The following is a 25,481-nucleotide window of genomic DNA, read 5'->3' on the forward strand; positions in this document are numbered from 1 at the left end:
ATCACTCCCGGGATCGCTGGGCCATGGGAGTTCCGATCATGATAGTGCTATCATACCTACCGGTAGGTATCTTGCAATGCAAAAAAAGATCGACTATCTGTCGGCTAAGGAGGCCCGCCGTACGTCATTTCGGCGGGCTGCGCTTTTTTTGGACCCCAGCGGGACCAGCAGGAAGGCTAATGAACATGCTTTTTCGAACGAAATCATTGCGTTATACGCTTGTCCTGGCGCTGATATTCGGTGCCGGCCTGCCGGCTTACGCGCAGGAAGGCGGCGCGATGCCGCCAGCAGCCGTCAGCGTCCTGACGCTCAACGCGCGTCCGGTTCCCGTTATCAGCGAGCTGCCGGGCCGCATTGCCGCGACGCGCGTTTCGGAGGTGCGGGCCAGGGTTTCCGGCATCCTGCAGGAACGGATCTTCGAGCAGGGCAGCCTCGTGCAGCAAGGCGATGTGCTCTACCGGATCGATCCGGCGCTGTTCCGGGTCCGCGTGGCGAGTGCCGAGGCAAGCCTCGCGCGCGCCAGGGCGACGCAGATGAATGCCCGCCAGCAGTTGGAGCGGCAGAAATCGTTGCGCGACCGCGATGTTGCAAGCGGTATCGAATATGATGCGGCAGCCGTCGCCCTTGCCCAGGCCGATGCCGATGTCGCGCTGGCGCAGGCCGCACTCGACGAAGCGAAGATCAATCTCGGCTATACCGAAGTCCGCGCACCGATATCGGGCATCATCGGCGGCGCGCTGGTGACGGAAGGCGCGCTGGTGACGGCCGACGCCGGCGATGCGCTGGCGATGATCCAGCAGATCGACCCCGTCTATGCCGACTTCACGCAATCCTCCGGAGACCTGCTGGCGCTGAAGCGGGCGGTCGAAAACGGCAGCCTCACATCGACCGAACCAGGCAAGGCCGACATCAAGCTCGTCTTCGACGACGGCACGGTCTATGGCGAAGCCGGTAAGCTGCTCTTCAGCAGCGCCAGCGTCGATGCGACGACGGGCCAGGTCACCCTCCGCGGTGAGTTCCCCAATCCGAAGGGCGACCTGCTGCCGGGGCTTTACATCAGGGTCCGCATCGAACAGGCCGTCCGTGAGAAGGCAATCCTCATCCCGCAGCGCGCCGTCATCCGCACGGCCGACGGCAAGGCGCAGGTCTATGTCGTCCAGGAGGGAGACGTAGCACAGCCGCGTGACGTGGAGCTCGGTCAATCCTTCGGCAATGAATGGGTGGTCGAAAGCGGCCTGTCATCAGGTGAGCGTCTCGTTGTCGACGGCAGCCAGAAACTGCAGCCGGGCGCAAAGGTCGCGCCGGAAGAGTGGCGGGATGGTCAGCTCGCGTCCGGTGACGCCAAGAAGCCGGAGTAAGATCGATGGCGCGTTTCTTTATCGATCGCCCGGTCCTAGCCTGGGTCTTTGCGATCTTCATCTCCCTCGCCGGCCTGATCGCTCTGCCATTCCTGCCGGTCGCGCAATATCCGAAGGTCGCGCCGCCGCAGCTCAGCATCACCACCAGCTATCCCGGCGCATCTCCGCAGGACATTTATCAGGGCGTTACTCGCCAGATCGAAGAAGAGTTGAACGGCGTCGAGCACCTTTCCTATTTCGAGTCGACCTCCGATACATCGGGCGCGATGACGATCACCGCGACCTTTGCGGCCGGCACCGATATCGACCAGGCCTCGGTCGACGTTCAGAACGCCATCCGCCGCGTCGAACCGCGGCTGCCGCAATCCGTCAAGGATCAGGGCATCACGGTCGAGGAGGCATCGTCCGGCTTCCTGATGTTCATCTCGCTGACCTCGACGGATGGGAAGACCGACGAGGTGGCGCTCGGCGACTATCTCAACCGAAACGTCATCGGCGAGCTGCGCCGTCTCGAGGGTGTCGGCCGCGCCCAGCTATTTGCCTCGCAGCGGGCGATGCGCATCTGGATCGATCCCGACAAGATGGTCGGCCTGAACCTCACCGCGTCCGACATCAGCGCGGCGATCTCGGCGCAGAACGCCCAGGTCGCGGCTGGCCAGATCGGCGCAGCACCCAATCCGATCTCGCAGGACCTGACGGCGACGGTGCTGGTGAAGGGGCAACTGACCGACATCAAGGAGTTCGGAGACATCGTGCTGCGCGCCAATGCCGACGGATCGAACGTCAGGCTGCGCGACGTTGCGCGCATCGAAGAGGGCAGCGAGAGCTACAGCTTCTCCACCCGCTTGAACGGGCAGCCGAGTGGCGCCATTGCCATCCAGCTGTCGTCGACGGGCAATGCCGTCAACACCTCCAACCTGGTCAAGGCGAAGATGGAGGAGCTGTCACGCTTCTTCCCTGACGGCGTCGAATATTCCGTTCCCTATGATACCAGCCCGTTCGTCTCGGCATCGATCGAGAAGGTGGCGCATACGCTTGCAGAAGCCGTCGCGCTCGTCTTCGTCGTCATGCTCATCTTCCTGCAGAGCTTCCGCTACACCATCATTCCAACGCTCGTCGTGCCCGTCGCGCTGCTCGGGACGCTTGCCGTCATGTTTGCCGCAGGCTTCTCGATCAACGTGCTGACGATGTTCGCGATGGTGCTTGCCATCGGCATTCTCGTCGACGACGCCATCGTGGTGGTGGAAAACGTCGAGCGGCTGATGGCGGTGGAAAGGCTGTCACCGAAGGAAGCGACCAAGAAGGCGATGCGGCAGATCACCGGCGCGATCCTCGGGATTACGCTGGTTCTCTCCTGCGTCTTCGTGCCAATGGCGTTCTTCCCGGGCTCGACAGGCATCATCTACCGTCAATTCAGCCTGACGATGGTCGTATCCATCCTGTTTTCGGCCTTCCTGGCGCTGTCGCTGACCCCGGCGCTTTGCGCCACCTTCCTGAAGCCGATCAAGGGTCATCACGAGAAGAAGGGCATCGCCGGCTGGTTCAACCGCAACTTCGACCGGTTGACCGGCCGTTATGCCCGCACGGTCGAGGGACTGGCCAAGCGCTCCTGGCGGGTCATGGCCGTCTATGTCGCGCTGCTCATCGGCCTTGGCTATCTTTTCGTCAACCTGCCGAGCAGCTTCGTGCCGGATGAGGATCAGGGCTTCCTGATCGTCGACGTGCAGGGACCGCCGGAGGCGAGCCGCAACCGCACGGTGGCCTCGCTTGAAAGCATCGAAGCGATCTTCAAGAAGGAGCCGGCCGTTGCCAACGTCGTTGCGATCCAGGGCTTCAGCTTCTCGGGGCAGGGACCGAACGCTGCCCTGGTGTTCGTCACGCTCAAGGACTGGGCCGAACGCGGCGCCGGCAATTCGGTACAGGAGATCTCCAACCGCGCCAACATGCAGCTATTTGGACTGAAGGACGCCACATCCTTCGCTTTGTCGCCGCCGCCGATCGAAGGTTTCGGCACGACCAACGGCTTCACCTTCCGCCTTCAGGATCGCGGGGGGAAAGGCCAGGCGGCACTGACCGAGGCGGCGGGAATGCTGATCGGCAAGGCATCTGAGAATCCCATCATATCAGGCATCCGACCGGAAGGCATGCCGGACTCGGCCCAACTCGTGCTCGTCATCGACCGCGAAAAGGCAAATACCTTCGGCGTCGCCTTCCCCGACATCAACAGCACGATCACCGCCAATCTCGGTTCGAGCTATGTCAACGATTTCCCGAATTCGGGCCGCATGCAGCGCGTCATAGTACAGGCGCAGGACAAGAGCAGGCTTCAGGCGGAAGACCTGATGAAGCTCAACGTCCGCAATGCGAGCGGCGGCATGGTGCCGCTGTCGTCCTTCGCCGTCGCCGAATGGCAGAAGGGGCCGGCGCAGATCGTCGGTTATAACGGCTACCCTTCCGTGCGCATCTCTGGCGCTCCGGCGCCGGGATATTCGTCGGGGGCGGCGATTGTCGAAATGGAGCGGCTGGCCTCGGAACTTCCCGATGGCTTCGGCTTCGAATGGACCGGCCAGTCGCTGGAGGAGTTGAGATCGGGATCGCAGGCGCCGTTCCTGTTCGGCCTCAGCATTCTCTTCGTCTTCCTGCTGCTGTCGGGGCTTTACGAGAGCTGGTCCATCCCGTTGTCGGTGATGCTGGTCGTGCCGCTTGGCGTCATCGGCTGCGTGCTCGCGGTGGTGAGCCGCGACATGTCCAACGACATCTACTTCAAGGTCGGCCTGATCGCGATCATCGGACTGTCGGCGAAGAACGCCATCCTGATCGTGGAATTCGCCAAGGACGGTTTTGCCGAGGGCAAGTCGCTGATGGATGCCGCGATCGAAGGCGCCCGTCTGCGCTTCCGGCCGATCATCATGACCTCGCTCGCCTTCACTTTGGGCGTGGTGCCTCTGGCGATCGCCACCGGGCCAAGCGCGGCGAGCCAGAATGCCATCGGCACGGGCGTGCTCGGCGGCATGATCTCGGCGACGGTGCTGGCGATCTTCTTCGTTCCCGTCTTCTTCGTCTTCGTGCTGCGTCTCTTGAGGACGAAGCGGCCGGAGACTGTGAACGAGGAGGCGCCGGCCGGGCAGGAGCCGGCAACCGTCACGTCGCCGACCTGAGGTGAAGAGTTGGCGGGTTGCCTTGCGCAACCCGCCGCACCTTTGCGCCGGCCCGATTTCAGGAATTATGCAGTCGGCTTCGGCGTGATCGTCACGTCGGCGCCATAGGCATCGCGCAGTTCGCCTTCCTGTCCCGGCTGCCGGTCGGCAGCCTGGTGCAGCAGGATTGACTCGTATCCTTGCGAGCGCGTCCCCTCGATCAGGGTGATATCGGCGTTTCCAGGATTGTCGGAGCGCTCGAACCACTCGACAGGGCGGTGCAGGAAGTTCATTTCGACCGCCCGATTGGTGACGCCATGACCGACGATCACGAGGTTGTGGTCGCTATTTTCGGCGTCGTGCATGACGGTCTGGAGGAATAGGCGCACCCGCTGCGCCACATCCGCCCGGCTTTCGCCATCCGGCGGCCGTGCGTAGAACTTGCCGCTGTTGCTGCGCAGCCTTGCCCATTTTTCGAACTCCTCGGGAAACTTCTGCTTCTGTTCGGCGTGGTCGTAGATTTCGGTGAAGAGACCGAAATCCTGCTCGCGCAGCAGATAATCCTCCCTGATATCGCCGACGAAGCTTTCCGGCAGGGCTTCGAGCAGCGCATCCTTGCTCTGCCGGGTCCTGAGAAAGGGCGAGTACCAGATATGCAGCTTGCCGAAACGCGCGCTCGGCAATGCCTTGAGATAGGAGGCGATCACGCTGCCTGCTTCGAGAGCCTGCCGATGGCCCCACCGCGTCAGCGGCACATTGTGATCGCCGAATTGGCGGTAGGCCTGTTCGTTGATATTGCCGAGGGATTCGCCATGGCGAACGAGAAAAAGACGCATCAGCCATCCCGCATTGTCGGATATGAATCGCCGCCATCATGAACGTCCTGAATGCGCAGGGCAACATGGCCGGCAGGCCTGGCAGCGACGGCCATGCGGCCGCGCGGCGACAGGCATTCTGCCAGCGCGGCGACAGGCATTCTGCCAGCGCGGGATGATCGGGTTTGCAGGGCTTTTCCACACCTTGTCATCTTCCTGAAACACGAGTCTGGTTTTGGAAGGCTAGATGAAAGATGGGACATGAGCGGTAGCTCGTGAAAGACATGATGGAACCCAGACATTTCCGCACGCTCTTCATTTCCGATGTCCATCTCGGCTCGAAGGCCGCGAAGGCCGACTTCCTCTTGGATTTCCTGCGTCACCACGAGGCCGATACGATCGTGCTCGTCGGCGACATCGTCGACGGCTGGCGCCTGAAGCGCAGCTGGTACTGGCCGCAGGTCTGCAACGACGTCGTCCAGAAGCTGTTGCGCAAGGCGCGCAAGGGCACGCGCGTCGTCTATATTCCCGGCAATCACGACGAATTCCTGCGCGCCTTCCCGGGCATGCATTTCGGCGGCATCGAGGTCGTCGAGCGCATGATGCATGACGGCGCCGACGGCAAGAAATACCTGATCCTGCATGGTGACGAGTTCGACGTTGTCGTCCGCAATGCGCGACTGCTCGCCTATCTCGGCGACTGGGCCTATGACACTGCGATCCGCATCAATATCATCCTTGCGGCAGTGCGCCGCCGGCTCGGCATGCCCTACTGGTCGTTCTCGGCCTGGGCGAAGCTCCAGGTCAAGCATGCCGTCAACTTCATCGGCGAATTCGAGCGCGTCGTGGCCGAGGAAGCCCGCAAGCATGGCGCCGATGGCGTGATCTGCGGACATATCCATCATGCCATCATCCAGGATATGGACGGCATCCGCTACATCAACACCGGCGATTGGGTGGAAAGCTGCACGGCAGTCGCCGAGCACGAGGATGGCACCTTCGAACTGATCACCTGGCGGGCGCTCGCCAGCAGTGTGCCGGCACTTGCCGCTATCGAAATGCATGACGAGGGCGAACTGGCCCCGCAAGCCGCCTGATTTTGGCGCCGGCGCATCCGCGCCTGGCTCCATCGAATTTAGCCGTTACCGTCAGGCGACAGGCCCTATTTATTTTCTAAAACGTTTCAGGACGGCTACTTCTCGCAATAGTCGCCTCCAGGGTGGTGTGTTAGGACAACGACGAGTTTCCTTCAGGTCCACCCATGATTCCCGCTCAAAATTCCCCGACGGGTGAGGGAGCGCCGCCGCGCTTCCGGCTGCTCAGTGCGCTTTCCTATTGCGCGCCGCTGCTCGTCAACGGCATCGTCCTGCCGTTCTTCCCCGTCTGGCTTGCGGGCCACAGCTTCAGCGACCACGAAATCGGTGTGATCCTGGCCGTTCCGATGGTGGTGCGCGTGTTGGTGGCGCCTGTTGTCGCCATGATCGCCGACCGGATGAAGGAGCGCGCCGACGTACTGCTCTGGTCAGGCAGCCTGTCGCTGCTGACGGCAGTAGCACTCTACTGGACGACGACTTTCTGGCCTGTCTTCATCGTCTTTACGCTGCAGGGCGCCACCTTCGCGCCCTATGTGCCGGTCGTCGAATCGATCGTCATATCTGGCGTTCGCCGCTGGGGTCTCGATTACGGATCGATGCGGGTCTGGGGTTCGATTGCTTTCATCGTTTCGACGCTGATTGGTGGCCAACTCATCAACCGGTGGGGCGGGGGGATGGTGCTGCCGATCATGATGTTCGGCTTCATCATGACCGTGGTCATGGCGATCTTCTGCCCGCGCATCGGGCCGACGCGGCGGCGAGGCCAGCCGATCGATCTTCCGGCCGCCACCGGCAGCGGCCTGCGGGAGCCGCATCTGCTGCTGCTCTTGATCGGCGTCGCCATCCAGCAATCGAGCCATGCGGTGCTCAACGCCTTCTCCTCGATCTACTGGCATCACCTCGGTTTTTCCGGTACCGAGGTCGGCCTGCTCTGGAGCGCCGGCGTCGCTTCGGAAGTGACGGTGTTCTTCCTGTCGAAGCGCCTCAGCCGTCGCTTCGACGCCTGGACGCTGATCCGCTTCGGCTGCGCCATCAGCGTCTGCCGCTGGATCCTGTTTCCGATGAATACGGGCTTTGCCGGTTTCTTCCTGCTGCAATGTTTCCACGGCTTCACCTACGCCTTCGTGCATACCGGCGTGCAGCGGCGGATCGTGGCGACGGTGCAGGAGACGCAGGAATCCTCGGCGCAGGGCGCCTATTTCTTCTATGTCGGCATGGCGATGGCGCTGATGACCCTGGCGTCGGGTTATCTCTACGCCTGGCTCGGCGTCGTCAGCTATTACGTCATGGCCGTGGTGGCGTTCGTCGGCCTCGGCCTCGTCATCTCAGCCTATTACCTTCAGCCCCAGAGGGTGCTTTCGGGCGGAAAGACCAGGGAGGCTGCGTAGCGCAGGCCGGGTTCGCGGTCGCGGGCAAGTAATAGCGGGCCATCGAGATCGACGAAATCGGCATTCTGGGCGAGCAGAACGGCGGGCGCCATGGCAAGCGAGGTGCCGACCATGCAGCCGATCATGATGCTGAATCCAATCCGTTCAGCCTCGGCCTTCATCGACAGCGCCTCCGTCAGGCCGCCGGTCTTGTCGAGCTTGATGTTGATCGCGTCGTAGCGGTCGGCAAGGCTTGCGAGATCGCCGGTGTGGTGGACACTCTCATCGGCGCAGACGAGGAGCGGGCGGCGGATTTCGGCGAGCAGCCCATCGCGGCCGGCCGGCAGCGGCTGCTCGACGAGGGCGATGCCTGCTTCTGCGGCGATATGGAGATGACGCTCCAACTCCGCTTCGGGCCAGCCTTCATTGGCGTCGAGGATGATTTCGGCATCGGGCGCGGCGGCGCGGACGGCGCGGATGCGGCTTTCATCGTCGCCAGTGCCGACCTTGACCTTCAGCAGGGCACGGCCGGCATGCTCGCGCGCCCGGGCGGCCATCACCTCCGGCTCACCGAGCGAGATGGTGATGGCGGTGGTGAGCGGCTGCGGAGCGGAAAGGCCGAGGCGGGCGGCGACGCTGTCTCCCGTCCGCTTCGCCTCAAGATCCCAGAGGGCGCAATCGACGGCGTTGCGGGCCGCACCCGGCGGCATGGCCGACAGCAGGTCGCGGCGCGAGATGCCGGCCTCGATCAACGGTCGCGCCGCTTCGATCTGGGCGAAAACGCTCTGCATGGTCTCGCCATAACGGCGATAAGGCACGCATTCGCCAAGCCCCTGCGCACCCTCTTCGACAAGCGTGCAGGTGATGACCTCGGCTTCGGTCTTTGCCCCGCGCGAGATGGTGAAGGTCCCGGCAATCGGAAAGGAATTCATCTGGATATCGAGGGTACGCGGCATTATTGCTCTCCTGCGAGCATGGAAATTGCACGGTGCTTCTGTATATTGACGCGCCGGGCGACGAACGATCTGCTTCGCGATTCGGCAATGTCGCTGTAAGCCTTGAAAGACACAAGTATCTTGAACGCCGAGAATCGCAACGCCGCCTCACTTGATGTGAACGACCAGGCTGATGGCTCGGGACAGCGTGTGCGTCTTCAGGGAAATTGGCGCAGCGCCTACATCCATCTGGTGCTGCGCGATTTCGAAAAGCTCCTGCAGAAGAAGACCGGCGACCTGACGGTAGACCTCTCGGACATATCGGAGATCGACACAGCCGGCATCTGGCTGCTGTGCCGGCTGAAGAAACAGGAAGAGGCGGGCGGGCGGGCGGTTCGCTTCGAAGGCACCAACCCGCATATCGACGAAATGCTGGAGATGTTTTCCGAGGAGCCGGCCAAGCCCGAGCCGGAGCAGACGGAGAAAGTCTCGCTTGCCGCGCGCATCCTCGCGCCGATCGGCAAAATGACCTATGAGGTCTGGGACAATTTCGCTGCCGCCATGTATATCCTCGGCTCGGCGGTGCGCGGCGCGCAGATGAAGTTCGGCCGCGGCAGTGGCGTTTCGCCGGCGTCCATCGTCAACCAGATCGACCATATGGGCGTTCGCGCCGTTCCGATCATTCTGTTGATGTCGTTTCTGATCGGGGCGATCATCGCCCAGCAGGGCGCCTTTCAGCTGCGCTATTTCGGCGCTGAGGTTTTCGTCGTCGATCTCGTCGGCATCCTGCAATTGCGCGAAATCGGCGTGCTTCTGACCTCGATCATGATCGCCGGCCGTTCGGGCAGTGCCATCACCGCCGAAATCGGTTCGATGAAGATGCGCGAGGAGATCGACGCGCTGAAGGTGATGGGGCTGAACCCGATCGGCGTGCTGATCTTCCCGCGGCTGGTGGCGTTGACGATTGCGCTGCCGCTTTTGACGGTGCTGGCGAATTTCGCTTCGCTGGGCGGGGCTGCCGCTGTCGCCTGGGGCTATTCCGGCATCACCTTCGCCAATTTCCTGTCGCGCCTGCACGAGGCGGTGACACTGTCGACGGTGCTCTCAGGCATGATCAAGGCGCCGTTCATGGCGCTGGTCATCGGCATCGTTGCCGCTGTCGAGGGGCTGAAGGTCGGCGGCAGCGCGGAGTCGCTCGGCCAGCACGTGACGGCCGCGGTGGTCAAGGCGATTTTCGTCGTCATCCTGATGGACGGGCTTTTTGCGATGTTCTATGCAGCGATCGACTTTTAGCATGGCGGACCGCGTGGACGAGAAACCGATCGATACGGAAGACAAGGACGAAAGGGACATTGTGCTGTCGGCGCGCGACGTCACCGTCGGCTTCGGCTCCAAGGTCGTGCTCGACAATCTGAACCTCAATATCTACCGCGGCGAGATCCTCGGTTTCGTCGGCGCGTCTGGCACCGGCAAATCGGTGTTGATGCGCACCGTGCTCAGGCTGCTGCCGCGCCGCTCCGGCACGATCAAGATCCTCGGCCAGGATTTCGACGAGCTCGACGAGCCGCAGCGCAACGCGCTCGACATGCGGCTCGGCGTGCTGTTCCAGCAGGGAGCACTGTTCTCGTCGCTGACGGTCAAGGAGAACATCCAGGTGCCGATGCGCGAATATCTCGACCTGCCGCGCTCGCTGATGGACGAACTGGCGCATCTGAAGATCCGCATGGTCGGGCTTGCGGCCGACGCCGCCGACAAATACCCGTCCGAACTGTCAGGCGGCATGATCAAGCGTGCCGCCCTTGCCCGCGCGCTGGCGCTCGATCCGGAGCTCGTCTTCCTGGACGAACCGACTTCGGGTCTCGACCCGATCGGCGCGGCTGAATTCGACGAACTGATCGCCAACCTGCGCGATAGTCTGGGACTGACCGTGTATATGGTCACGCACGACCTCGACAGCCTGTTTTCGGTCTGCGACCGTATTGCCGTGCTCGGAAAGAAGCGGGTAATGGTGGAAGGCACGATCGACGATATGCTGGCCTATGACGATCCGTGGGTGCAGGCCTATTTCAAGGGCAAACGGGCGCGGTCGATCGTGCCGCAGGACGATGGCGCGCGGCACGGCAGCAGCGGGAAGTGACCGGATAAGATGGAAACCAAAGCCAATTACACGATTGTCGGTTTTTTCACGGTGCTGGTGATCGCGGCGGCCTTCGGCTTCGTCTACTGGATGGCCGAATATGGCCGAGGCGGCCCGATGACGGAGTTGATCGTTCGTATTCCGGGCTCGGCCAACGGCCTCAGCGTCGGTTCGCCGGTGCGCTTCAACGGCATCCAGATCGGCTCGGTGCAGACGCTGTCGATCGATGCCGACGATCCGCAATATTCGCTGGCCTTCACCCAGGTCCGTACCGATGCGCCGATCTACCCCTCCACCAAGGCAGCCCTTGAAATCCAGGGTTTGACCGGGGCTGCCTATATCGAACTCTCGGGCGGCCGCAAGGGCGAGGAAAGCATCCTCCAGCATGCGATCGACAATAACAAACGCGCCGTCATCGTCGCCGACCAGTCGAGCGTCACCAATCTTCTGGCGACGGCCGACAAGATCCTCGATCGGGCCAACGACGCGGTCGGTGAACTTCAGGGTTTCATCGAAGATTCGCGCGGGCCGCTGACCGAGACTTTCAAGAATGCCGAGACGTTCTCGGATGCGCTTGCGAAGAATTCCGGCAATATCGACGCCTTCCTGCAGAGTGTGGGTGAGCTCTCCAATACGGTGAAGGCCGTGTCCGGCCGTGTCGATTCGACGCTTCAGGCCGTCGAATCGCTGGTCAAGGCGGTCGATGCGCAGAAGATCGACAACATCGTCTCCAATGCCGAGAAGATCACCGCCAATGTCGCCGATGCCTCAGGCGACCTCAAAGGGGCGATCCAGAAGTTCGACCAGACGGCCACCACCTTCAACGATTTCGGCAAGCAGGCGCAGGCGACGCTCGATCGCGTCGATACGCTCGTTGCCCAGATCGATCCTGCGAAGGTGAAGGGCTCTGTCGACGACATCGCGCAGGCAACCAAGGATGCGCGTACGGCCGTCGCCTCGATCCGTGATGTCGCCAACACCGTTTCGCTGCGCCAGAAGGACATCGACCAGACGATCCAGGACGTCTCTCAGCTTGCCAACAAGCTGAATTCGGCGTCGACCCGAATCGACGGCATCCTCATCAAGGTCGATGCGCTGCTCGGAACCGACAATACGCAATCACTGTTTGCCGAGGCGCGCAATACGCTGGAATCCTTCAAGAAGGTGGCCGACAACCTGAATTCGCGGATCGGGCCGATCGCCGACAATCTGCAGAAATTCTCGAGCGGTGGCTTGCGCGACGTGCAGACTCTGATCAATGACATGCGCGGAACAGTGGGCAATCTGAACGATACGATCAGCAACTTCGACCGCAATCCGCAACGCCTGATCTTCGGCGGGGACACGGTCAAGCAATATGACGGCCGGACGCGGCGTTAAACTTGGGAAGTCAGGGGTAGCCTAATATGGTCGCATCGCATCTGTTGTCGCGCCGTTCTTGGATCAGGGGAACGGTGATCGCGCTGCCGCTGACGGCGCTGATCCTTTCCGGGTGCGGCACCGCGGCCAAGAACGATACTTATGATCTTTCCGCTGCCGTCGACGGCAGCGGACCCGCGGCAAAATCCCGCCAGATCCTGATTGCCAGCCCCACGGCGCTAAGGTCGCTCGACAGCGAGCAGATCGTGATCCGTGTTTCGCCGTCGGAAATCCAGTATCTCTCAAAGGCGCAGTGGGGCGACAAGCTGCCGCGCATAGTGCAGTCGAAGCTGGTGGAAGCCTTTGAGAACTCCGGCAAGCTCGGCGGCGTCGGCATGCCGGGGCAGGGGCTGGCGATCGACTATCAGGTCGTCACCGATATCCGCTCCTTCGAAATAGATGCTTCGAACGGCAATCAGGCGGTGGTCGAAATTTCCGCCAAGATCCTCAACGACCGCAACGGCTCGGTGCGCGCCCAGAAGGTGTTCCGCGCCATGGCGCCGGCCGGCGGTGACAATGAAGGTTTCGTCAAGGGCCTCGACCGCGCCTTCTCCGCGGTAGCCTCCGAGATCGTCAGCTGGACGCTACCCTTGATCTGACCGGCGTTTGCACGACGGCGCCTCGATCCGCGCCTTGCTTTGACGATCGACTGCACCGTCAAAGCCATCGGCTCGGAGAGCGCCGGCATTTCAGTCTCGAATACATCAGGCATTCCTTCGGAATTCATTCTGCCTATCAGAGGCGAAGGATTCGAAACGAATTGCAGGGTGATCGCGCAAGACCGGCAGCATCTGGAAGTGGCTTTCAGGTAACCTGTCGGCAGGTCTCCGCTCATCGATCTACTTCGTCGGTTGCGAATCCGTCATCGTCGCTCCCGGCTGATTACCCGGTATGGTGGAAGCTGTGGCGTTTGATGACGGCGACAGGGTGCTGTCCAGCAGGCTTGCCATCTTATCGTCGCGTATGCTCGCGGTCTTTTCGCCCATGACGACGCCGACCACGCGGCGGCCATCCTTCAGGGCCGAGGTCACGACGTTGTAGCCCGATGCATCGGTGTAGCCTGTCTTGATGCCGTCGACGCCATCATAGCGATACATGAGGTTGTTGTGGCCGCGCAGCTTCATGCCGCGGAACTGGAAGCCGCGCATGGAGAAGAGCTTGAACTCCTCAGGGAAGTCCCGCATCAGCGAAACGCCGAGCGTCGCCATGTCCCGCGCCGTGGTGACCTGCTCCGGATCGGGAAGGCCCGACGGGTTCTTGAAGACCGTATCCTTCATACCGAGCTGGCGCGCCTTGTCGGTCATCGTCTTGGCGAAGGCCTGTTCGGTGCCACCGAGCTGTTCGGCAATCGCCACAGCCGCATCATTGGCGGAGAGCACGACGATTCCTTCGACCGCTTCGCGCAGCGTCACCTTGCGGCCGGCGCCGACAGCGAGCTTGAAAGGCTCCTTGCTCTCGGCATTTTCCGACATGGTGAGCTTCTGGTCCCAGTTGAGGCGTCCGTCATGCAGGGCCTCGAAGGCGAGGTAGAGCGTCATCATCTTGGTCAGCGACGCCGGATAGTTCAGATCGTCCTGATTGGAACCTTCGAGGACCTGGCCGGACTGGGCATCCACGACGAAGCTTGCCTGGCCTGCCTGAACCTGAGTGAAAGCGCCCATCAGGAAAAAGGAAGAGAGCGCGGTAGCGAGGAGCCGGGATGTCGTCTTGGTCATCAATGTTGCTGTCTCTGTCGTTTGGATGGCGGAGTGAGCCGTTCTGTTTGAATATGAGCGGATCAGAAAAGTTTGTGACGGAATGAAGGACAGCGGGCAATAAAAAAGGATCTTCCACAGCTCATTCCTTTTGTCTCACCCTCTTCGGTTTTGACAATGATGCGTACGGCACGTAGAAAATGCACCATGAGCATGAAGCGCGTGACCTTCTCCCGTCATATCAGCACCTGCCCGCAGGTCGCGATTGTGCGCGCTCTTGGCGGACGAGGTCTTCGCGTCCTGCTGTGACGTCAGGGCGCTAGGCGCCCGGCGCGCTGCTGGACGTAAAGCCCCTCACCACGTCAATCAAGGTTGCCAGGGAGACAGGCACCGTGCTCAATATTTATGATGTCAATTCGCTCGTCCATTGGGAGGAGCGCGAGATCCATTTGCGCGATCATATGATCGGCTTCTTCTCGCAAGAGGTCCGCAGCTTCCTCAGATCCGTCAATCCGGCCTGGGATGTCAGGAGGGTCGAGGCGCCGGCGCTGATGCCGCGGTCGCTGGTTTCAAGTGCCTATTCGAACGCCGATATCTGGATCCAGGAACAGCTCTCCACCAGCGATATCGCGCTGGTGCTGAGACCGGAGACCACGCCGTCGACCTACGTCTACATGCAGCATATTCTCGGCAATCACTCGAAGACACGGCTGCCGCTCTGCGTCTGGCAGGCCGGCAGATCCTATCGCCGCGAGCAGGAACAGCCGAGCAAACACATGCGGCTGAAGGAATTCTGGCAGCTCGAATTTCAATGCGCCTTCACGGCCGACAGCGGCAACGACTATCACGCCGCCTGCCTTGAGCCGGTCCGCCGGATGATCGCATCGCTGATCCATCTGCCGACGCGGATCGTACCCTCCGACCGGCTTCCGGCCTATTCCGAGGTGACTGTCGATATCGAGGTCGACAATGCCGACAAGTGGATGGAGGTCTGCTCGATCTCCCGACGCACGGACTTTCCGCAGCGCTACCAGTCGCAGCCCAAAAAGGGAGCGGCGGTCGACCATGACGTGCTGGTGCTTGAGATCGCCATCGGTCTCGATCGGTGCCTCTACAACTGGAACATAGCGGCCGATCGATGAGATATCGGAAGCCGGGGCTGCCAAGCAGTCCCGGTTCTCCTGCAGCCCGAAAATTTATGAAAAGGCTATCTCAGCGGCGGGACGGATTTCTACCGTCGCCTTGCCCGCATCGAAACCATCGAGTGTTTCGTTGTGATGGGCAATGATCTCGGAAAAGGTCAAGGTCGCCGTGTCACCGGTCGTGTGACCATCGGCAATCAACGTCACGTCATATCCCAGCGACACGGCACGCCTGACTGTCGTGTCGACGCAAAATTGCGACATGCATCCACCGATGACGAGGTGGGTGACCGATCGTTCGTCCAGGCGTTCGGCAAGGTCGGTCTCGAAGAAGGAGTCGGCGCTTTTCTTGCGCACAACGACCTCGGCCTGCCTCGGCGCGACCTCGTCGCGCAGCGCCCAACCTGGCGTGCCGACAGCCAATCGATGGCCGCTATCGCCGTCATGCTGAACGAGTACGATCGGCGCGCCCGCCTGCCGAGCTTTTTCCTGTAGTGCTGCCAGCCGCGCGATGGTCTCATCAAGTGCGGCATCAATATGAGGTTGTCGCTCCGGCGAGGCTTTGTCGCTAAGGATCGCATTCTGCACGTCGATGATCAGAAGGGCCTTGGTCATTTCTGGGAGGTTTCCGTAGCTGGACGGCGGATGGTTTCGTTTGGGAATACCTGGTTCGTTTCTCCGCAGAGAGGCCTAATCACACCCGCATTATAGAACGAAAGCCGCCTGACACGTGTTCAGGCGGCTTTCCAATCGCGGGTACCAGTCAGGATCAGCCGAGCCTGCCTGCGGCATGAGCGAGCATGGTGTAGACCTTGCCCGTATCCGAGGTAAGGTAGGACTGCGTTACCGTCCGGTTCGGGTCGGTGCGAGCGACGTCAGCGAGCAGCTTTTCGAAATCACCGATGTAGCGGTCGACGGCGGTGCGGAACTCCGGTTCGCGGTCATATTTGCGCTTGATCTCGTCGAAGGTCTGCTGGCCCTTCAGCGTGTAGAGGCGGCGGGTGAAGACGTCGCGCTCGCCGCGCTGATAGCGGCGCCAGAGATCGACCGAGGCGTCATGGTCGATGGCGCGGGCGATATCGACCGAGAGCGAGTTCAGTGATTCGACGACGTGGCGTGGATTACGGCTGTCATTGCTGCGCGCGGCCGGTGCGGCAGTTTCCGCCGGGCGGGCAGGAACACGGGCGGCCGCGGCCTCGTCGGCGGCGTCCTCACGCGATGCGCCACGCAGGAGATCGCTGATCCAGCCGCCGCTTTCCGGACGAGTCGGCTCTTGGCGATCTGTTCCCGGGCGACCTGTTTCCGGGCGGCCTGTTTCCTGGCGAGCGGGGGCAGGCGGCGGCGCGGCGCGCTGGGGGGCGGCGGCCGGCGCAGACGGTGCGATCGTTCCGCGCAGACCTGTCGCTTCGATCGGCGGGGGTGCTGCCGGCTGCGGCGGCTGGGCTGCGACCGGCTGGGCGGGACGCGGGGCCGGCTGCACCTGAGCGAGCGTGCGGGCGACGGGCTCGGAGATTTCAAGCTGCTGGCTGGAGCGGCCGACGAGCTGGGAGATATCCTGCAGCGCCTTGATCTGCTCGGCGACGGCCCGGCGCATGGCCGAGGCGCTTTCCTTGGCTTCCTCGGGAAGATCGAAGGCGCCGCGCTTCAGTTCGGCGCGGGTGGCGTCGAGTTCGCTGCGGATGTCGGCGGCGGAGCGGCGGATATCCTCTGTGGCTCCGGAGAAGCGGCCGACGGCATCATCGATCGCTTCGCGTAGCGCTTCGCGCAGGTGCTGGGCGGCGCCGTCGGAGGCGCGGCCGGCTTCGCCGAGCATGCGCTCGACTTCCGACAGCGAGGCCGTGAGACCGCCGCGAATGCGATTGGAGAGATCGCCGGAACGGCGCTCGACATTGGCAAAGGTGCCGTCGATCGTCGTATTGGCCTCGTCGCCGGCGCGGGCGATTGCCTCGCGCATCGTCTCTGCCGCTTCCTGGGCGCGCTTCTCGGTTTCGGTGAGAATGCGGCCAATATCGGCGAAGGAGGATTGCACGCCCTCGCGCAAATTGCCGGTAACCTGGCTGGAGCGTTGCTCTGCCCGTTCGAACACGGTCTCGATCATGCTCCCGAGGCCTTGCATGGTCTTTTCGATCTCCGCGGAGCGCGAGACGAGGCCGACCGAGAGCGTCTGCAGAGCGCTCTCGCGCTCCTCGAGCGTCGAGGCGAGGTTGGACTGGGCGGCGCCGAGAAGCTGCGAGGCCTGGGTCAGAACCTTGGAGTGTTCGTCGAAGCGGCCGATGATGCCGCCGACCTGTGCCAACGTCTGGCCCGAGATGTCGGAGAGGCGATCGACCTTGCCTTCGAGAAGCCTGGTCGAGGCGGAGACCATTTCGGCGGCCTTGGTGGCCGAGTCGGCAAAGCGCGTGGTGGTATCTCCGAGACGGCCGTCGACGCTGGCCAGCTGCTCGGCGGCGCGGTTCATCATCATCGCCATCGCCGCACTGCTTTCCGACATGCGCTCGACGAGGCCGTTGACATTGCCGACCAAGCTGTTCTCGATCGCGCTGACGGCATTGGCGACATTCTCGGTTCGGGCGGCAACGGCGCTGGCGAGCGCTTCGTTTTCGGCGCGCAGACGATCGGCGCTGAGGTTGGCCGCAGCGGTGATGCGGGCGGCGGCCTGCTCGCCGGCATCGGTGTACCGGTCGATGATCGGACGGGCCGTTTCGTCGAGGATGCGCGTCAATTCGACCGAACGGCCTGATAGCATCGAGTTAAGGTCGCGGGTACGCTCTTCGAGCGTGGAGCGGATCGAGTTGCCGCGCGCTTCGAGCGCCCGGTCGATGTCGGAGAACGTCGTATCGATCTCGCGGGCACGCTCCTCGAGATTGGTGCGAATGGCGCTGCTGCGAGCTTCGAGCGCGCGGTCGACGTCCGCCATGGTGGCCGTAATCTCGCTGCCGGCGCCCGACAGTGTCGAGCGGATGGCGTTACCGCGTGACTCCAGAGACTGGCCGGCATCCGACAGCACCTTGGAGATGGCATTGACTTGAGTGCCAACGATGGTCTCGGCCTCGGCGACCTTGTTGACGATGGCGTTGCCGGCTTCCGAGAAAGTCTGGGCGACGGCAGCGGCCTGGCTTGCCAGCCGGTTCTGAGCTTCGGCGACGCGAGTGACGATCTGCGACGAGCGCTCATCCATGGTGCGGGTGAATTCGTCGCTTTTCACATTGAGATCCTCGGCGAATTGCTGGCCGGTCTTGCCAAGCAGTTCGGTGGTTCTCGTCGCTTCGCCTTCCATTCCCTGGGCCGCGTCGGCAACTGCGCTGCGCAGCGTCGAGGCGAGACCAGCGGCCTTGCCTTCGATGGTGCGGTTGACGGCCTCGAGGCCGACGGTCAACGCACGGTCCATCGTAGAGAGGCGTTCCTCGATGCGTTCATTGCCGCGGTCGAGCGTTTCGGCGAGGCTCGCGGTGCGGCCATCGATGGCGCCGGTCAGGCTGGTGGTGCGGCTGTCCAGCGTCTCGGCCAGATTGGCGGTGCGGCTGTCGATCGCCTGAGTGAGGTTTGCGGCACTGCCTTCGAGCGTCGCCGAGATGCGCTGCGTGGCGTCGTTGCTGAGCGCGCCGAGACGAGAGACGCCGTCGGCAAGCACGCCGGACAGCTGGCCGCTGGCCGCTTCGACCTTTTCGGCAACGCCGCCGACGCCGTCGCGGATGCGGGTCTCGATCGCCGCAAGACCGGCTTCCACACGCGCTCCGGTTTCTTCAAAACGGCCCGTCAGGCTTTCTACCGACCGATCGAGATGGGTGGACAAATCCTGGGTGGAGCTCGAAATCGCACTTGCCGCCTCCTGGAAGCGGCCGGCGATCTGGCCGGCGCCTGCATGCATGCGATCTTCCAATGTCTGGGCGCCGGCATCGATCGCCTGGCGGATCGCGGCCTCACGGTGCTCCAGCGACAATTCGAGCATGCCGACACTCGTCGCCACCGAGGTGCCGATGCTGGTCGCCTGTTCGGCAAGCGTATCGCTGATCAGCGCATGGGCCTGGTTCAGCGATAGGTCGATGGCGTTGGCGCGGTCTTCGAGCGTCGTGCGGATGCGCTCATGGGCAGAGGCGAGTCCGCCCTCGATGCGCGCCGCGGCCTCGTCGGCGAGGCCTCCGAGCCGCGTATGTGCATCGGTCAGGCGGCCTTCGATGCGGCCGGTCAAGCCGCCGACGAGATCCTCGAAGCGGGCGCCGCCGGCATCGAGAACGCCCGAGAGGGCAGCGCTATGCTCGGAAAGCGCATTTTCGAGCCGCTGCTGATTGTCGGTATAGGCGGTGCGGATCGCATCGGTCTTGTCGGAGAAGGCACCGGCGACTCGTGCCTCGGCACCGGAGACGGCCTCCATGATGGCGTTGCTGCGGGCTTCGAGCACGCTGTCGAAGCGGCTCTGGTTATCATCGAGCGAAATGGCGAGCGCCATGGTCTTTTCGTCGAGCGTATCGGTGAGCCGATCGTGGGTTGCCGTCACGGCGCCGATGATCGCGGCGGTACGGTGGCCCAAGGCTTCCTCGAGGCGGGTCTGGCCTTCGCTCAGCGAGGCGGCGAGGGCGGCAGCCTTCTGGTCGAGTACACCGTTCAGGCCAACATGCGTGCCGGAAACCGCATTGGTGATCGCATCGGCGCCTGTTGTCAGCGTTTCCTCCAGACGGCTCTGGCTCTCGTTCAGCGAGATGGCAAGCGCCATCGCCCGATCGTCGAGTGTCTCGGACAAGCGGTCGTGGGTGGCGGAGACTGCATTCAGGAAGGATTCCGAGCGGCTCTCCAGCGTATCCTGCAGGCGGCTCTGACCCTCGTTCAGGGAGGCGGCGATCGCCGTCGCCTTTTCGTCGAGCGTTTCCGAGAGACGGTCGTGCGTGCCGGACACAGCCTTGAGGAAGGCTTCGGAACGTGTTTCCAGCGTGTCTTCGATCCGCGACTGGCTCTCATTGAGCGAGATGGCGAGCGTCATCGCCTTCTCGTCCAGCGTCTCGGACAGACGGTCATGCGTGCCGGAGACCGCATTCAGCAGGGCCGCCGAGCGGGTTTCCAGCGTGTCTTCGATACGCGTCTGGGTTTCGTTGAGCGAGATGGCGAGTGCCATCGCCTTTTCGTCCAGCGTGTCGGAGAGGCGATCATGGGTGCCCGAGACGGCGTTCAGCAGGGCTGCGGAGCGGGTTTCGAGCGTATTCTCGATACGGGCATGGCCTTCGCTCAGCGAGGTGGCAAAAGCTGCCGCCTTGCCGTCCAGCGTCTCGGAGAGGCGATCATGGGTGCCGGAGACGGCGTTCAGCAGAGCGGCGGAATGGGTTTCAAGTGTCTCCTCGATACGGGCCTGGCTCTCGTTCAAGGACATGGCGAGCGCCATCGCCTTTTCGTCGAGCGTCTCGGAAAGACGGTCGCGCGTGCCGGATACAGTGTTCAGCAGTGCCTCGGCGCGCGTTCCAAGCGCGTCCTCGATGCGGGCATGGCGCTCGTCGAGCGAAGCCGTCAGGGCGGCCGCCTTCGTATCCAGCGTTTCCGACAGTCGCTCATGCGTGCCCGACACGGCGTTGAGGAAAGCGGTGGAGCGGGTCTCGAGCGTATCCTCGATGCGGCTCTGACTTTCGTTGAGCGAAATGGCGAGCGCCATCGCCTTTTCGTCGAGTGTTTCCGAAAGGCGGTCATGGGTGCCGGAGACGGCGTTCATCAGGGCAGCGGACCGAGTTTCGAGCGTGTCCTCGATGCGGGCCTGGCTTTCATTCAGGGAAATGGCAAGGGCCATCGCCTTTTCGTCAAGCGTCTCCGCAAGACGGTCATGGGTGCCGGAGACGGCATTGATGATGGCGTCGGAGCGGGTCGTCAGCGCTTCCTCGAAGCGGCCGTGATGGGTGGTCAGCGCCTCGATCAATGCGCCGCCGCGCTCTGCCATGACGCTGTCGATACGGCCGTGGGCCGTGCCGAGCGCCTCGCTGATTTCGGCCGCACGGGCGGTAAGCACGCTGCTCAATTCCTCGGCGCGACCGCCGAAGGCAGTGGTCACCTGCTCGGTGCCAGCGGCGACGGCAGTCGTCAGATCGGTGGTGGTGGTGCGCAGCGTGTCGCGGAATTCGGCCGAGCGTGTCTGAAGGTTGTTCTGCAGCTCGGAGGTGCCGGTCGCAAGCGCCAGCGCGATTTCCGAGGTCGCGCTCTGCAGCGCAGAGGTCAGCTCGCCGGTGCGGCTGGTGAGCGCGCTGGTGATTTCGTCCGCGCGGCTGCCGAGCGTGCTTTCCAGCACTTCGTGGCCGGTGGCGAGCGCGGTGGCGAGCGCCAGCGACTGGTCTGATATCGACGAACCGAGCCGGTCGATGCCGGAGCTCAGAATGCCGTCGATCGAATCCGAGCCGCCGGTCAGCGTCTCGTTGATACGGGCGAGGCTCTCCATCAGCTTGGTGTCGAGTGAACCGGTGCGTTTGTCGAAGGCGCTGGTGAATTCGGAGACGCGTTCGTCGAAGGCAGTCGACAGCTGGGCGACGGTCGTCTGCAGCCGCTCCTCGAAGAAGCCGGAGCGCACGTCGAGATCCATGACGGCGTCATCGGCGGTGGTCTGCAGGCTCTGGCGGAAGCTTGCGCCCTTTTCGTCGAGCGCGCTGTTCAGCTTCGACAGCACGTCGTCGAGCGTGCCGCCGATGGTGCGTTCGCCTGACGTCAGGCTCTCATTGATCTCGCGGGTGCGCGCAATCAGTATCTCGTTGAGCTGGTGCGTACGCTCGTTCAGCGCCGCATTCAGCTTTTCGGTGCTGCTATCCATGGTCGAGGCGCGCGTCTCGAACTGGCTGAGCAGCCTTTCGCCATGATCGTTGAGATTGACGGAGAGGGCTTCGAGGCGGTTGTCGAATTCGGTGGCCAGCGCGAAACCCGAAGCGTTCAGTGTCTGCAGCAGGGTATCGGTCTTGGCGGCGAGCAGGCTGCCCATCGACTGCAGGGCGCTGTCCGATTTTTCCAGGATCGTCGCGGCGCGTGTGTCGATCAACGAGGCGAAGGCTTCGCCCGATGTGGCAAGCCGCACCGCGATCTCTTCGGTCGCAAGCGACAGCTCTTCCTTCAACTGGTCGTGCACGGTGCCGATTGAGGTGCGGATACGGTCGGCATGGTTGACGATCGCCTCGCGCTCGGAGCCGAGTTCGTGGACGAGGCCGCGAACACGCAACTCGTTGTCGGCATAAGAACGTTCAAGCGCGTTGACTTCGGAATGGACGAGCGTTTCGAGCTCGGAGGCGCGAGCGATGGTGCGCTCGATGCCTTCATTCATGGCCGAGACCTCACGGCGCACGGCCTGACCGACGGTCATGATGCGCTCGGAGGCGATGGTTTCCGGCTCTGCCAGGCGCAACGCCACCTCGGCCATGGAGCGGGCGGCGTTGCGCATGTCCTGGGCGCGGGAGATCATGATGGCGAAGGCATAGAACATCATCACGGGAATGATGATGCCGACGAGGCCGGCGATGACGCCAGGCAGGGCGACTAGATCGGCGAGCGAACGGATCTGCCAGATCTGCGGAGCATAAAGCAGCGACATCAGGCCGAGGCCGGCCATGACCCAAAGCACGGAAAACAGGGTGGCGGTACGCACCGCCGAGCGGCTGGAGGCGCCGTCAAAGGATTTCAGAATAGAGGCGGGCGTATTGCGGCTGGCATCGTTGGCGGGCGCGAAAGCCGGACCCCTGGAAGCCTGCTCGCCAGCGGCACCGCGGCGGCTGCGGCGCTGCGCTTCTTCCTGGGCCTGCTGGTTACGCGCATTTACTGGATCAGACACATTAGCCTCCGGGGCCTGGGGCGCGTCGCCGCGGCGAGACGGTACGTTATCCTTGCTAAAGTCGATCTGGAGCGCCTCGTCCAATGCCTTGAACGCCTTGTCCTCAATTGACTCATTATATTTGTTGTTCGCCATTCGGTTATGCCTCGTTACTGTCAGCCAGTCCGACAGCGCATCCTGGGCTTCCGCCTCACCCGGGAACAACTTTGCCGTTCCAGCCCTCCATCCCAACGAAGGACGGATAAGCATGTCATTTCAGAGTAGATAGCCGCTTTTTCAAACGGAAGGTATCAAAACACTACCATTATCCACTCGCTCGGCAAAGGCGCGTACCATAAACCCGCTCCACCAGTATCGTAGTGACACATCTGGGCTCTTCACACAATTAATGAAGGCTTGAGATTCATGGCTCGTTAACTCGTTGTTAACACCTTTGAATCCTAGCTACGGCTTAAAAACCAATAATTTGGGGATATTTAACGGACGTTAACCATATGGCGAGATTTCCGCCCGGAATGTGCCGGAATTTAACGTGATGGCCACCCTCCTGTCGCAGAACCGTTGCAACTGCAGACGACAGAGACGGGAGAATTGGCAATGGCAGCCCAGATGGCAGCATTGAACATCGTATTCGAGGCGCCGGATAATGCAAAGGGACCGTGTCCCTCCAAGGTCCGGCCGATCGATCTGGTGCATCTCGCAAAGCAGACGATGGGCGACAAGACGCTGGAACTCGAAGTCCTTCAGATGTTTGTGCGCCAGGCCCGCGCATGCCTCCAGGACATTGCCAGCGGCGAAACCATCCGTATCGGCGCAGCCGCGCATCGGCTGAAGGGCGCGGCAAGCTCGGTCGGCGCGTTCCGCGTGTCGCAGACGGCGGAAGCCGTCGAGGAAAACGGCGGCGATGCCGGCGCGACGGCAGCGCTCGGCGCCGCCGTCATCGACGCCGAGAATTTCATCCTGAAGCTCTGCCGCGGCTGATCTCGAGGTTTTTATCTGACGCATGTCGTTGTCCCAAAACCGCTGCGTACTTTTGGGCGACGTGCATAGGATAGCGTTCGAACGAGGCCCGTTGTTCCATTGCGGGACCGCGGGTCTTTTTGCGACGTCCCTTATGACGCTTTGAAGACGGCGGGCGAAGGCCCGATCTGCGAGGCTGTGGCAAATTTCCCCAATATTGACTGATGCGTCGAATTGTCGGAAGAAAATCCGCCCACCCACTTGAAGACCGGAAATAGTCCTGATGCCCAAACTTACCATCGTCGCCTTCGACGGCACGCGCTTCGACCTCGACGTCGACCAAGGCTCCACCGTGATGGAGAATGCCGTGCGCAATTCGGTCCCCGGCATCGAGGCCGAATGCGGCGGCGCCTGCGCCTGCGCGACCTGTCATGTCTATGTCGACGAGGAGTGGACGGAGAAGGTCGGCCAGCCGGAAGCGATGGAAGAGGACATGCTCGACTTCGCCTTCGATGTGCGCCCGACCTCGCGGCTGTCCTGTCAGATCCGGATGAAGGCTGTCTATGACGGGCTGGTGGTGCATGTGCCGGAACGCCAGGCCTGACGCGTACTGCGTTTCAAACGTCGCCGAAAAAACTCGATACCAAAAAAGACGCCTCGCGCGCTAGAGCGAGCGAGGCGAGGCGGGCGCATTACCTACGGATGAGGGAGGAACATCCGCGGCTTCGGAACGCGCCAGGAGAACCCAGCGATGAAAGTGCAGATGCCGTACCTGAACTTTCGAATGTGTTCATATTAACGCGTTCCGGTTGAGTCTGCCAGGATGAAAAATGACCATTCAATCGCTGGGGAGGGTGCAAGTTTCGCACAAGTTTCGTTATGCAGCTAAGGTTTTCCGCTCGCAACCAGACTGAAAAAGCCTTATTTTACGCCGGCTCGACCATTGATTCGATTGTTCAGCAACCTCAGCATCCGCTTCTGGAAATTGACCGCCTCGACCCGGTCGAATCGCGCCTGCTGCCGGTCGTGCTCCTCTATACCGCGAGCTGATTCGTTGGAGACGAGTTCCTGCATGGCTTCGCAGCTGCGCTGCTGCGGCAGCGCGCGGATGGCGCGCTCCATGGCGCGGGCCTGGTCGCGGGCGATCTCGGCATGGCGCTCCTCGTGGCGCTTGATATCGCTCGACAGCGCGTCCCAGATCATCGACAGCTCCTTGCTGGCGCCCTTGCGGCTGCTCCAGCGCGGCAGGATGATCTGGGTGTGGACCGTGACCTTGACGTTGCCGACGCGGCAGCGCCCGTTATTCTGAATATAGGTTGCCTCGCCGCCGAAGCGGATCTTCGTAGCGCCGGGATGACGCGCCGAGGAACCACTCGCCGTCGGGCCGCGCCGGCTGAGTTCGCGGTCGAGCTCATCCGCGGTTTTGCCGCGAATGTCGAAATAGGAATAGCTTTTCGATGCGATCACTTCGGCTGCCGACGGGCTGCAGAGGGAAAGAGCAATGGAAAAGGCGATAGGAACGACCATATAACGCACTGCAAGCGGCATTCTGAACGCAACCCGTGTTGAAATCGGCAGGAGCTTGGGGCATAGCCACCCCAAGCGCAATATCAGATGGCGCTTTTTTCGTCATCAATGGGATAAGT

At 62.4% G+C, this 25,481-nt stretch carries 17 protein-coding genes and 1 pseudogene; 12 read left to right on the forward strand and 6 right to left on the reverse strand.

The window, feature by feature from the left end:
- Positions 1 to 179 precede the first annotated feature (179 nt).
- On the forward strand, positions 180 to 1,358 hold the full coding sequence (locus tag HFO71_RS05760; protein ID WP_221987651.1) for an efflux RND transporter periplasmic adaptor subunit: 1,179 nt from the start codon (positions 180 to 182) through the stop codon (positions 1,356 to 1,358).
- A 5-nt stretch (positions 1,359 to 1,363) separates the two neighbouring features.
- Positions 1,364 to 4,516 carry an efflux RND transporter permease subunit gene (locus HFO71_RS05765; protein ID WP_221987652.1) on the forward strand — a complete coding sequence of 1,051 codons (3,153 nt, stop codon included), beginning with the start codon at positions 1,364 to 1,366 and terminating at the stop codon, positions 4,514 to 4,516.
- Positions 4,517 to 4,581: 65 nt separating this feature from the next.
- On the opposite strand, the gene HFO71_RS05770 is transcribed toward HFO71_RS05765, so the two are convergent.
- Positions 4,582 to 5,331, reverse strand: coding sequence for a histidine phosphatase family protein (locus HFO71_RS05770; RefSeq protein WP_221978333.1), 750 nt, complete (start codon positions 5,329 to 5,331; stop codon positions 4,582 to 4,584).
- A gap of 263 nt (positions 5,332 to 5,594) precedes the next feature.
- On the opposite strand from HFO71_RS05770, the gene HFO71_RS05775 reads away from it, so the two are divergent.
- The gene (locus tag HFO71_RS05775; RefSeq protein WP_077978310.1) at positions 5,595 to 6,407 is read left to right on the forward strand and encodes a UDP-2,3-diacylglucosamine diphosphatase; all 813 of its coding nucleotides are present in this window, start codon (positions 5,595 to 5,597) and stop codon (positions 6,405 to 6,407) included.
- A gap of 164 nt (positions 6,408 to 6,571) precedes the next feature.
- Positions 6,572 to 7,792 (forward strand): MFS transporter, encoded by a 1,221-nt coding sequence (locus HFO71_RS05780; protein WP_221987653.1) that lies wholly within the window; start codon positions 6,572 to 6,574, stop codon positions 7,790 to 7,792.
- Here the strand turns inward: HFO71_RS05780 and dgcA are convergent.
- Positions 7,744 to 8,727: an N-acetyl-D-Glu racemase DgcA gene (dgcA, locus tag HFO71_RS05785; RefSeq protein ID WP_221987656.1), complete on the reverse strand. Its 984-nt coding sequence runs from the start codon at positions 8,725 to 8,727 to the stop codon at positions 7,744 to 7,746. The two genes, HFO71_RS05780 and dgcA, sit on opposite strands and share 49 nt — an antisense overlap.
- Positions 8,728 to 8,829: 102 nt before the next feature.
- On the opposite strand from dgcA, the gene HFO71_RS05790 reads away from it, so the two are divergent.
- The 5 genes and pseudogenes from HFO71_RS05790 to HFO71_RS05810 form a co-directional block, all read left to right on the forward strand.
- On the forward strand, positions 8,830 to 9,999 hold the full coding sequence (locus tag HFO71_RS05790; RefSeq protein WP_170268547.1) for an ABC transporter permease: 1,170 nt from the start codon (positions 8,830 to 8,832) through the stop codon (positions 9,997 to 9,999).
- A 1-nt stretch (position 10,000) separates the two neighbouring features.
- Positions 10,001 to 10,843, forward strand: coding sequence for an ABC transporter ATP-binding protein (locus HFO71_RS05795; protein ID WP_020050174.1), 843 nt, complete (start codon positions 10,001 to 10,003; stop codon positions 10,841 to 10,843).
- Between the two features lie 9 nt (positions 10,844 to 10,852).
- On the forward strand, positions 10,853 to 12,223 hold the full coding sequence (locus HFO71_RS05800) for an MlaD family protein (protein ID WP_077978306.1): 1,371 nt from the start codon (positions 10,853 to 10,855) through the stop codon (positions 12,221 to 12,223).
- A gap of 26 nt (positions 12,224 to 12,249) precedes the next feature.
- The gene (locus tag HFO71_RS05805; protein ID WP_077978305.1) at positions 12,250 to 12,861 is read left to right on the forward strand and encodes an ABC-type transport auxiliary lipoprotein family protein; all 612 of its coding nucleotides are present in this window, start codon (positions 12,250 to 12,252) and stop codon (positions 12,859 to 12,861) included.
- 42 nt (positions 12,862 to 12,903) lie between these two features.
- Positions 12,904 to 13,074, forward strand: a pseudogene (locus HFO71_RS05810) (sensor domain-containing diguanylate cyclase); the annotation flags it as partial.
- A gap of 27 nt (positions 13,075 to 13,101) precedes the next feature.
- On the opposite strand, the gene HFO71_RS05815 reads toward HFO71_RS05810, so the two are convergent.
- Positions 13,102 to 13,977, reverse strand: coding sequence for a D-alanyl-D-alanine carboxypeptidase family protein (locus tag HFO71_RS05815; protein WP_077978304.1), 876 nt, complete (start codon positions 13,975 to 13,977; stop codon positions 13,102 to 13,104).
- A gap of 371 nt (positions 13,978 to 14,348) precedes the next feature.
- On the opposite strand from HFO71_RS05815, the gene HFO71_RS05820 reads away from it, so the two are divergent.
- Entirely contained in the window at positions 14,349 to 15,098 is a 750-nt protein-coding gene (locus tag HFO71_RS05820) for an aminoacyl--tRNA ligase-related protein (protein ID WP_221987657.1), read from the forward strand.
- 54 nt (positions 15,099 to 15,152) lie between these two features.
- Here HFO71_RS05820 and HFO71_RS05825 read toward each other — a convergent pair whose 3' ends face one another.
- Together HFO71_RS05825 and HFO71_RS05830 are read right to left on the reverse strand one after the other, a co-directional pair.
- Positions 15,153 to 15,713 (reverse strand): cysteine hydrolase family protein, encoded by a 561-nt coding sequence (locus HFO71_RS05825; RefSeq protein WP_077978302.1) that lies wholly within the window; start codon positions 15,711 to 15,713, stop codon positions 15,153 to 15,155.
- Positions 15,714 to 15,867: 154 nt separating this feature from the next.
- Positions 15,868 to 23,010 carry an apolipoprotein A-IV repeat region-like domain-containing protein gene (locus tag HFO71_RS05830; protein WP_221987659.1) on the reverse strand — a complete coding sequence of 2,381 codons (7,143 nt, stop codon included), beginning with the start codon at positions 23,008 to 23,010 and terminating at the stop codon, positions 15,868 to 15,870.
- Positions 23,011 to 23,472: 462 nt separating this feature from the next.
- Between HFO71_RS05830 and HFO71_RS05835 the strand changes: the two genes are divergently transcribed.
- Both HFO71_RS05835 and HFO71_RS05840 read left to right on the forward strand, forming a co-directional pair.
- Positions 23,473 to 23,856, forward strand: coding sequence for an Hpt domain-containing protein (locus tag HFO71_RS05835; RefSeq protein ID WP_221987661.1), 384 nt, complete (start codon positions 23,473 to 23,475; stop codon positions 23,854 to 23,856).
- A 262-nt stretch (positions 23,857 to 24,118) separates the two neighbouring features.
- The gene (locus tag HFO71_RS05840) at positions 24,119 to 24,439 is read left to right on the forward strand and encodes a 2Fe-2S iron-sulfur cluster-binding protein (RefSeq protein ID WP_003540151.1); all 321 of its coding nucleotides are present in this window, start codon (positions 24,119 to 24,121) and stop codon (positions 24,437 to 24,439) included.
- Between the two features lie 317 nt (positions 24,440 to 24,756).
- Here HFO71_RS05840 and HFO71_RS05845 read toward each other — a convergent pair whose 3' ends face one another.
- Entirely contained in the window at positions 24,757 to 25,383 is a 627-nt protein-coding gene (locus HFO71_RS05845) for a DUF922 domain-containing Zn-dependent protease (RefSeq protein ID WP_221987663.1), read from the reverse strand.
- Positions 25,384 to 25,481: the final 98 nt, after the last annotated feature.

Origin of the sequence: Rhizobium laguerreae (genome assembly GCF_019778565.1) — a bacterium.
Lineage (GTDB): Bacteria > Pseudomonadota > Alphaproteobacteria > Rhizobiales > Rhizobiaceae > Rhizobium > Rhizobium laguerreae.

Coding starts and splice junctions, on each gene's coding strand:
- HFO71_RS05765 (WP_221987652.1), top strand. CDS start 1,364: ATGGCGCGTTTCTTTATCGATCGCCCGGTCCTAGCCTGGGTCTTTGCG.
- HFO71_RS05795 (WP_020050174.1), top strand. CDS start 10,001: ATGGCGGACCGCGTGGACGAGAAACCGATCGATACGGAAGACAAGGAC.
- HFO71_RS05760 (WP_221987651.1), top strand. CDS start 180: ATGAACATGCTTTTTCGAACGAAATCATTGCGTTATACGCTTGTCCTG.
- HFO71_RS05815 (WP_077978304.1), bottom strand. CDS start 13,977: ATGACCAAGACGACATCCCGGCTCCTCGCTACCGCGCTCTCTTCCTTT.
- HFO71_RS05780 (WP_221987653.1), top strand. CDS start 6,572: ATGATTCCCGCTCAAAATTCCCCGACGGGTGAGGGAGCGCCGCCGCGC.
- HFO71_RS05845 (WP_221987663.1), bottom strand. CDS start 25,383: ATGCCGCTTGCAGTGCGTTATATGGTCGTTCCTATCGCCTTTTCCATT.
- dgcA (WP_221987656.1), bottom strand. CDS start 8,727: ATGCCGCGTACCCTCGATATCCAGATGAATTCCTTTCCGATTGCCGGG.
- HFO71_RS05775 (WP_077978310.1), top strand. CDS start 5,595: ATGATGGAACCCAGACATTTCCGCACGCTCTTCATTTCCGATGTCCAT.
- HFO71_RS05825 (WP_077978302.1), bottom strand. CDS start 15,713: ATGACCAAGGCCCTTCTGATCATCGACGTGCAGAATGCGATCCTTAGC.
- HFO71_RS05840 (WP_003540151.1), top strand. CDS start 24,119: ATGCCCAAACTTACCATCGTCGCCTTCGACGGCACGCGCTTCGACCTC.
- HFO71_RS05800 (WP_077978306.1), top strand. CDS start 10,853: ATGGAAACCAAAGCCAATTACACGATTGTCGGTTTTTTCACGGTGCTG.
- HFO71_RS05770 (WP_221978333.1), bottom strand. CDS start 5,331: ATGCGTCTTTTTCTCGTTCGCCATGGCGAATCCCTCGGCAATATCAAC.
- HFO71_RS05830 (WP_221987659.1), bottom strand. CDS start 23,010: ATGGCGAACAACAAATATAATGAGTCAATTGAGGACAAGGCGTTCAAG.
- HFO71_RS05835 (WP_221987661.1), top strand. CDS start 23,473: ATGGCAGCCCAGATGGCAGCATTGAACATCGTATTCGAGGCGCCGGAT.
- HFO71_RS05805 (WP_077978305.1), top strand. CDS start 12,250: ATGGTCGCATCGCATCTGTTGTCGCGCCGTTCTTGGATCAGGGGAACG.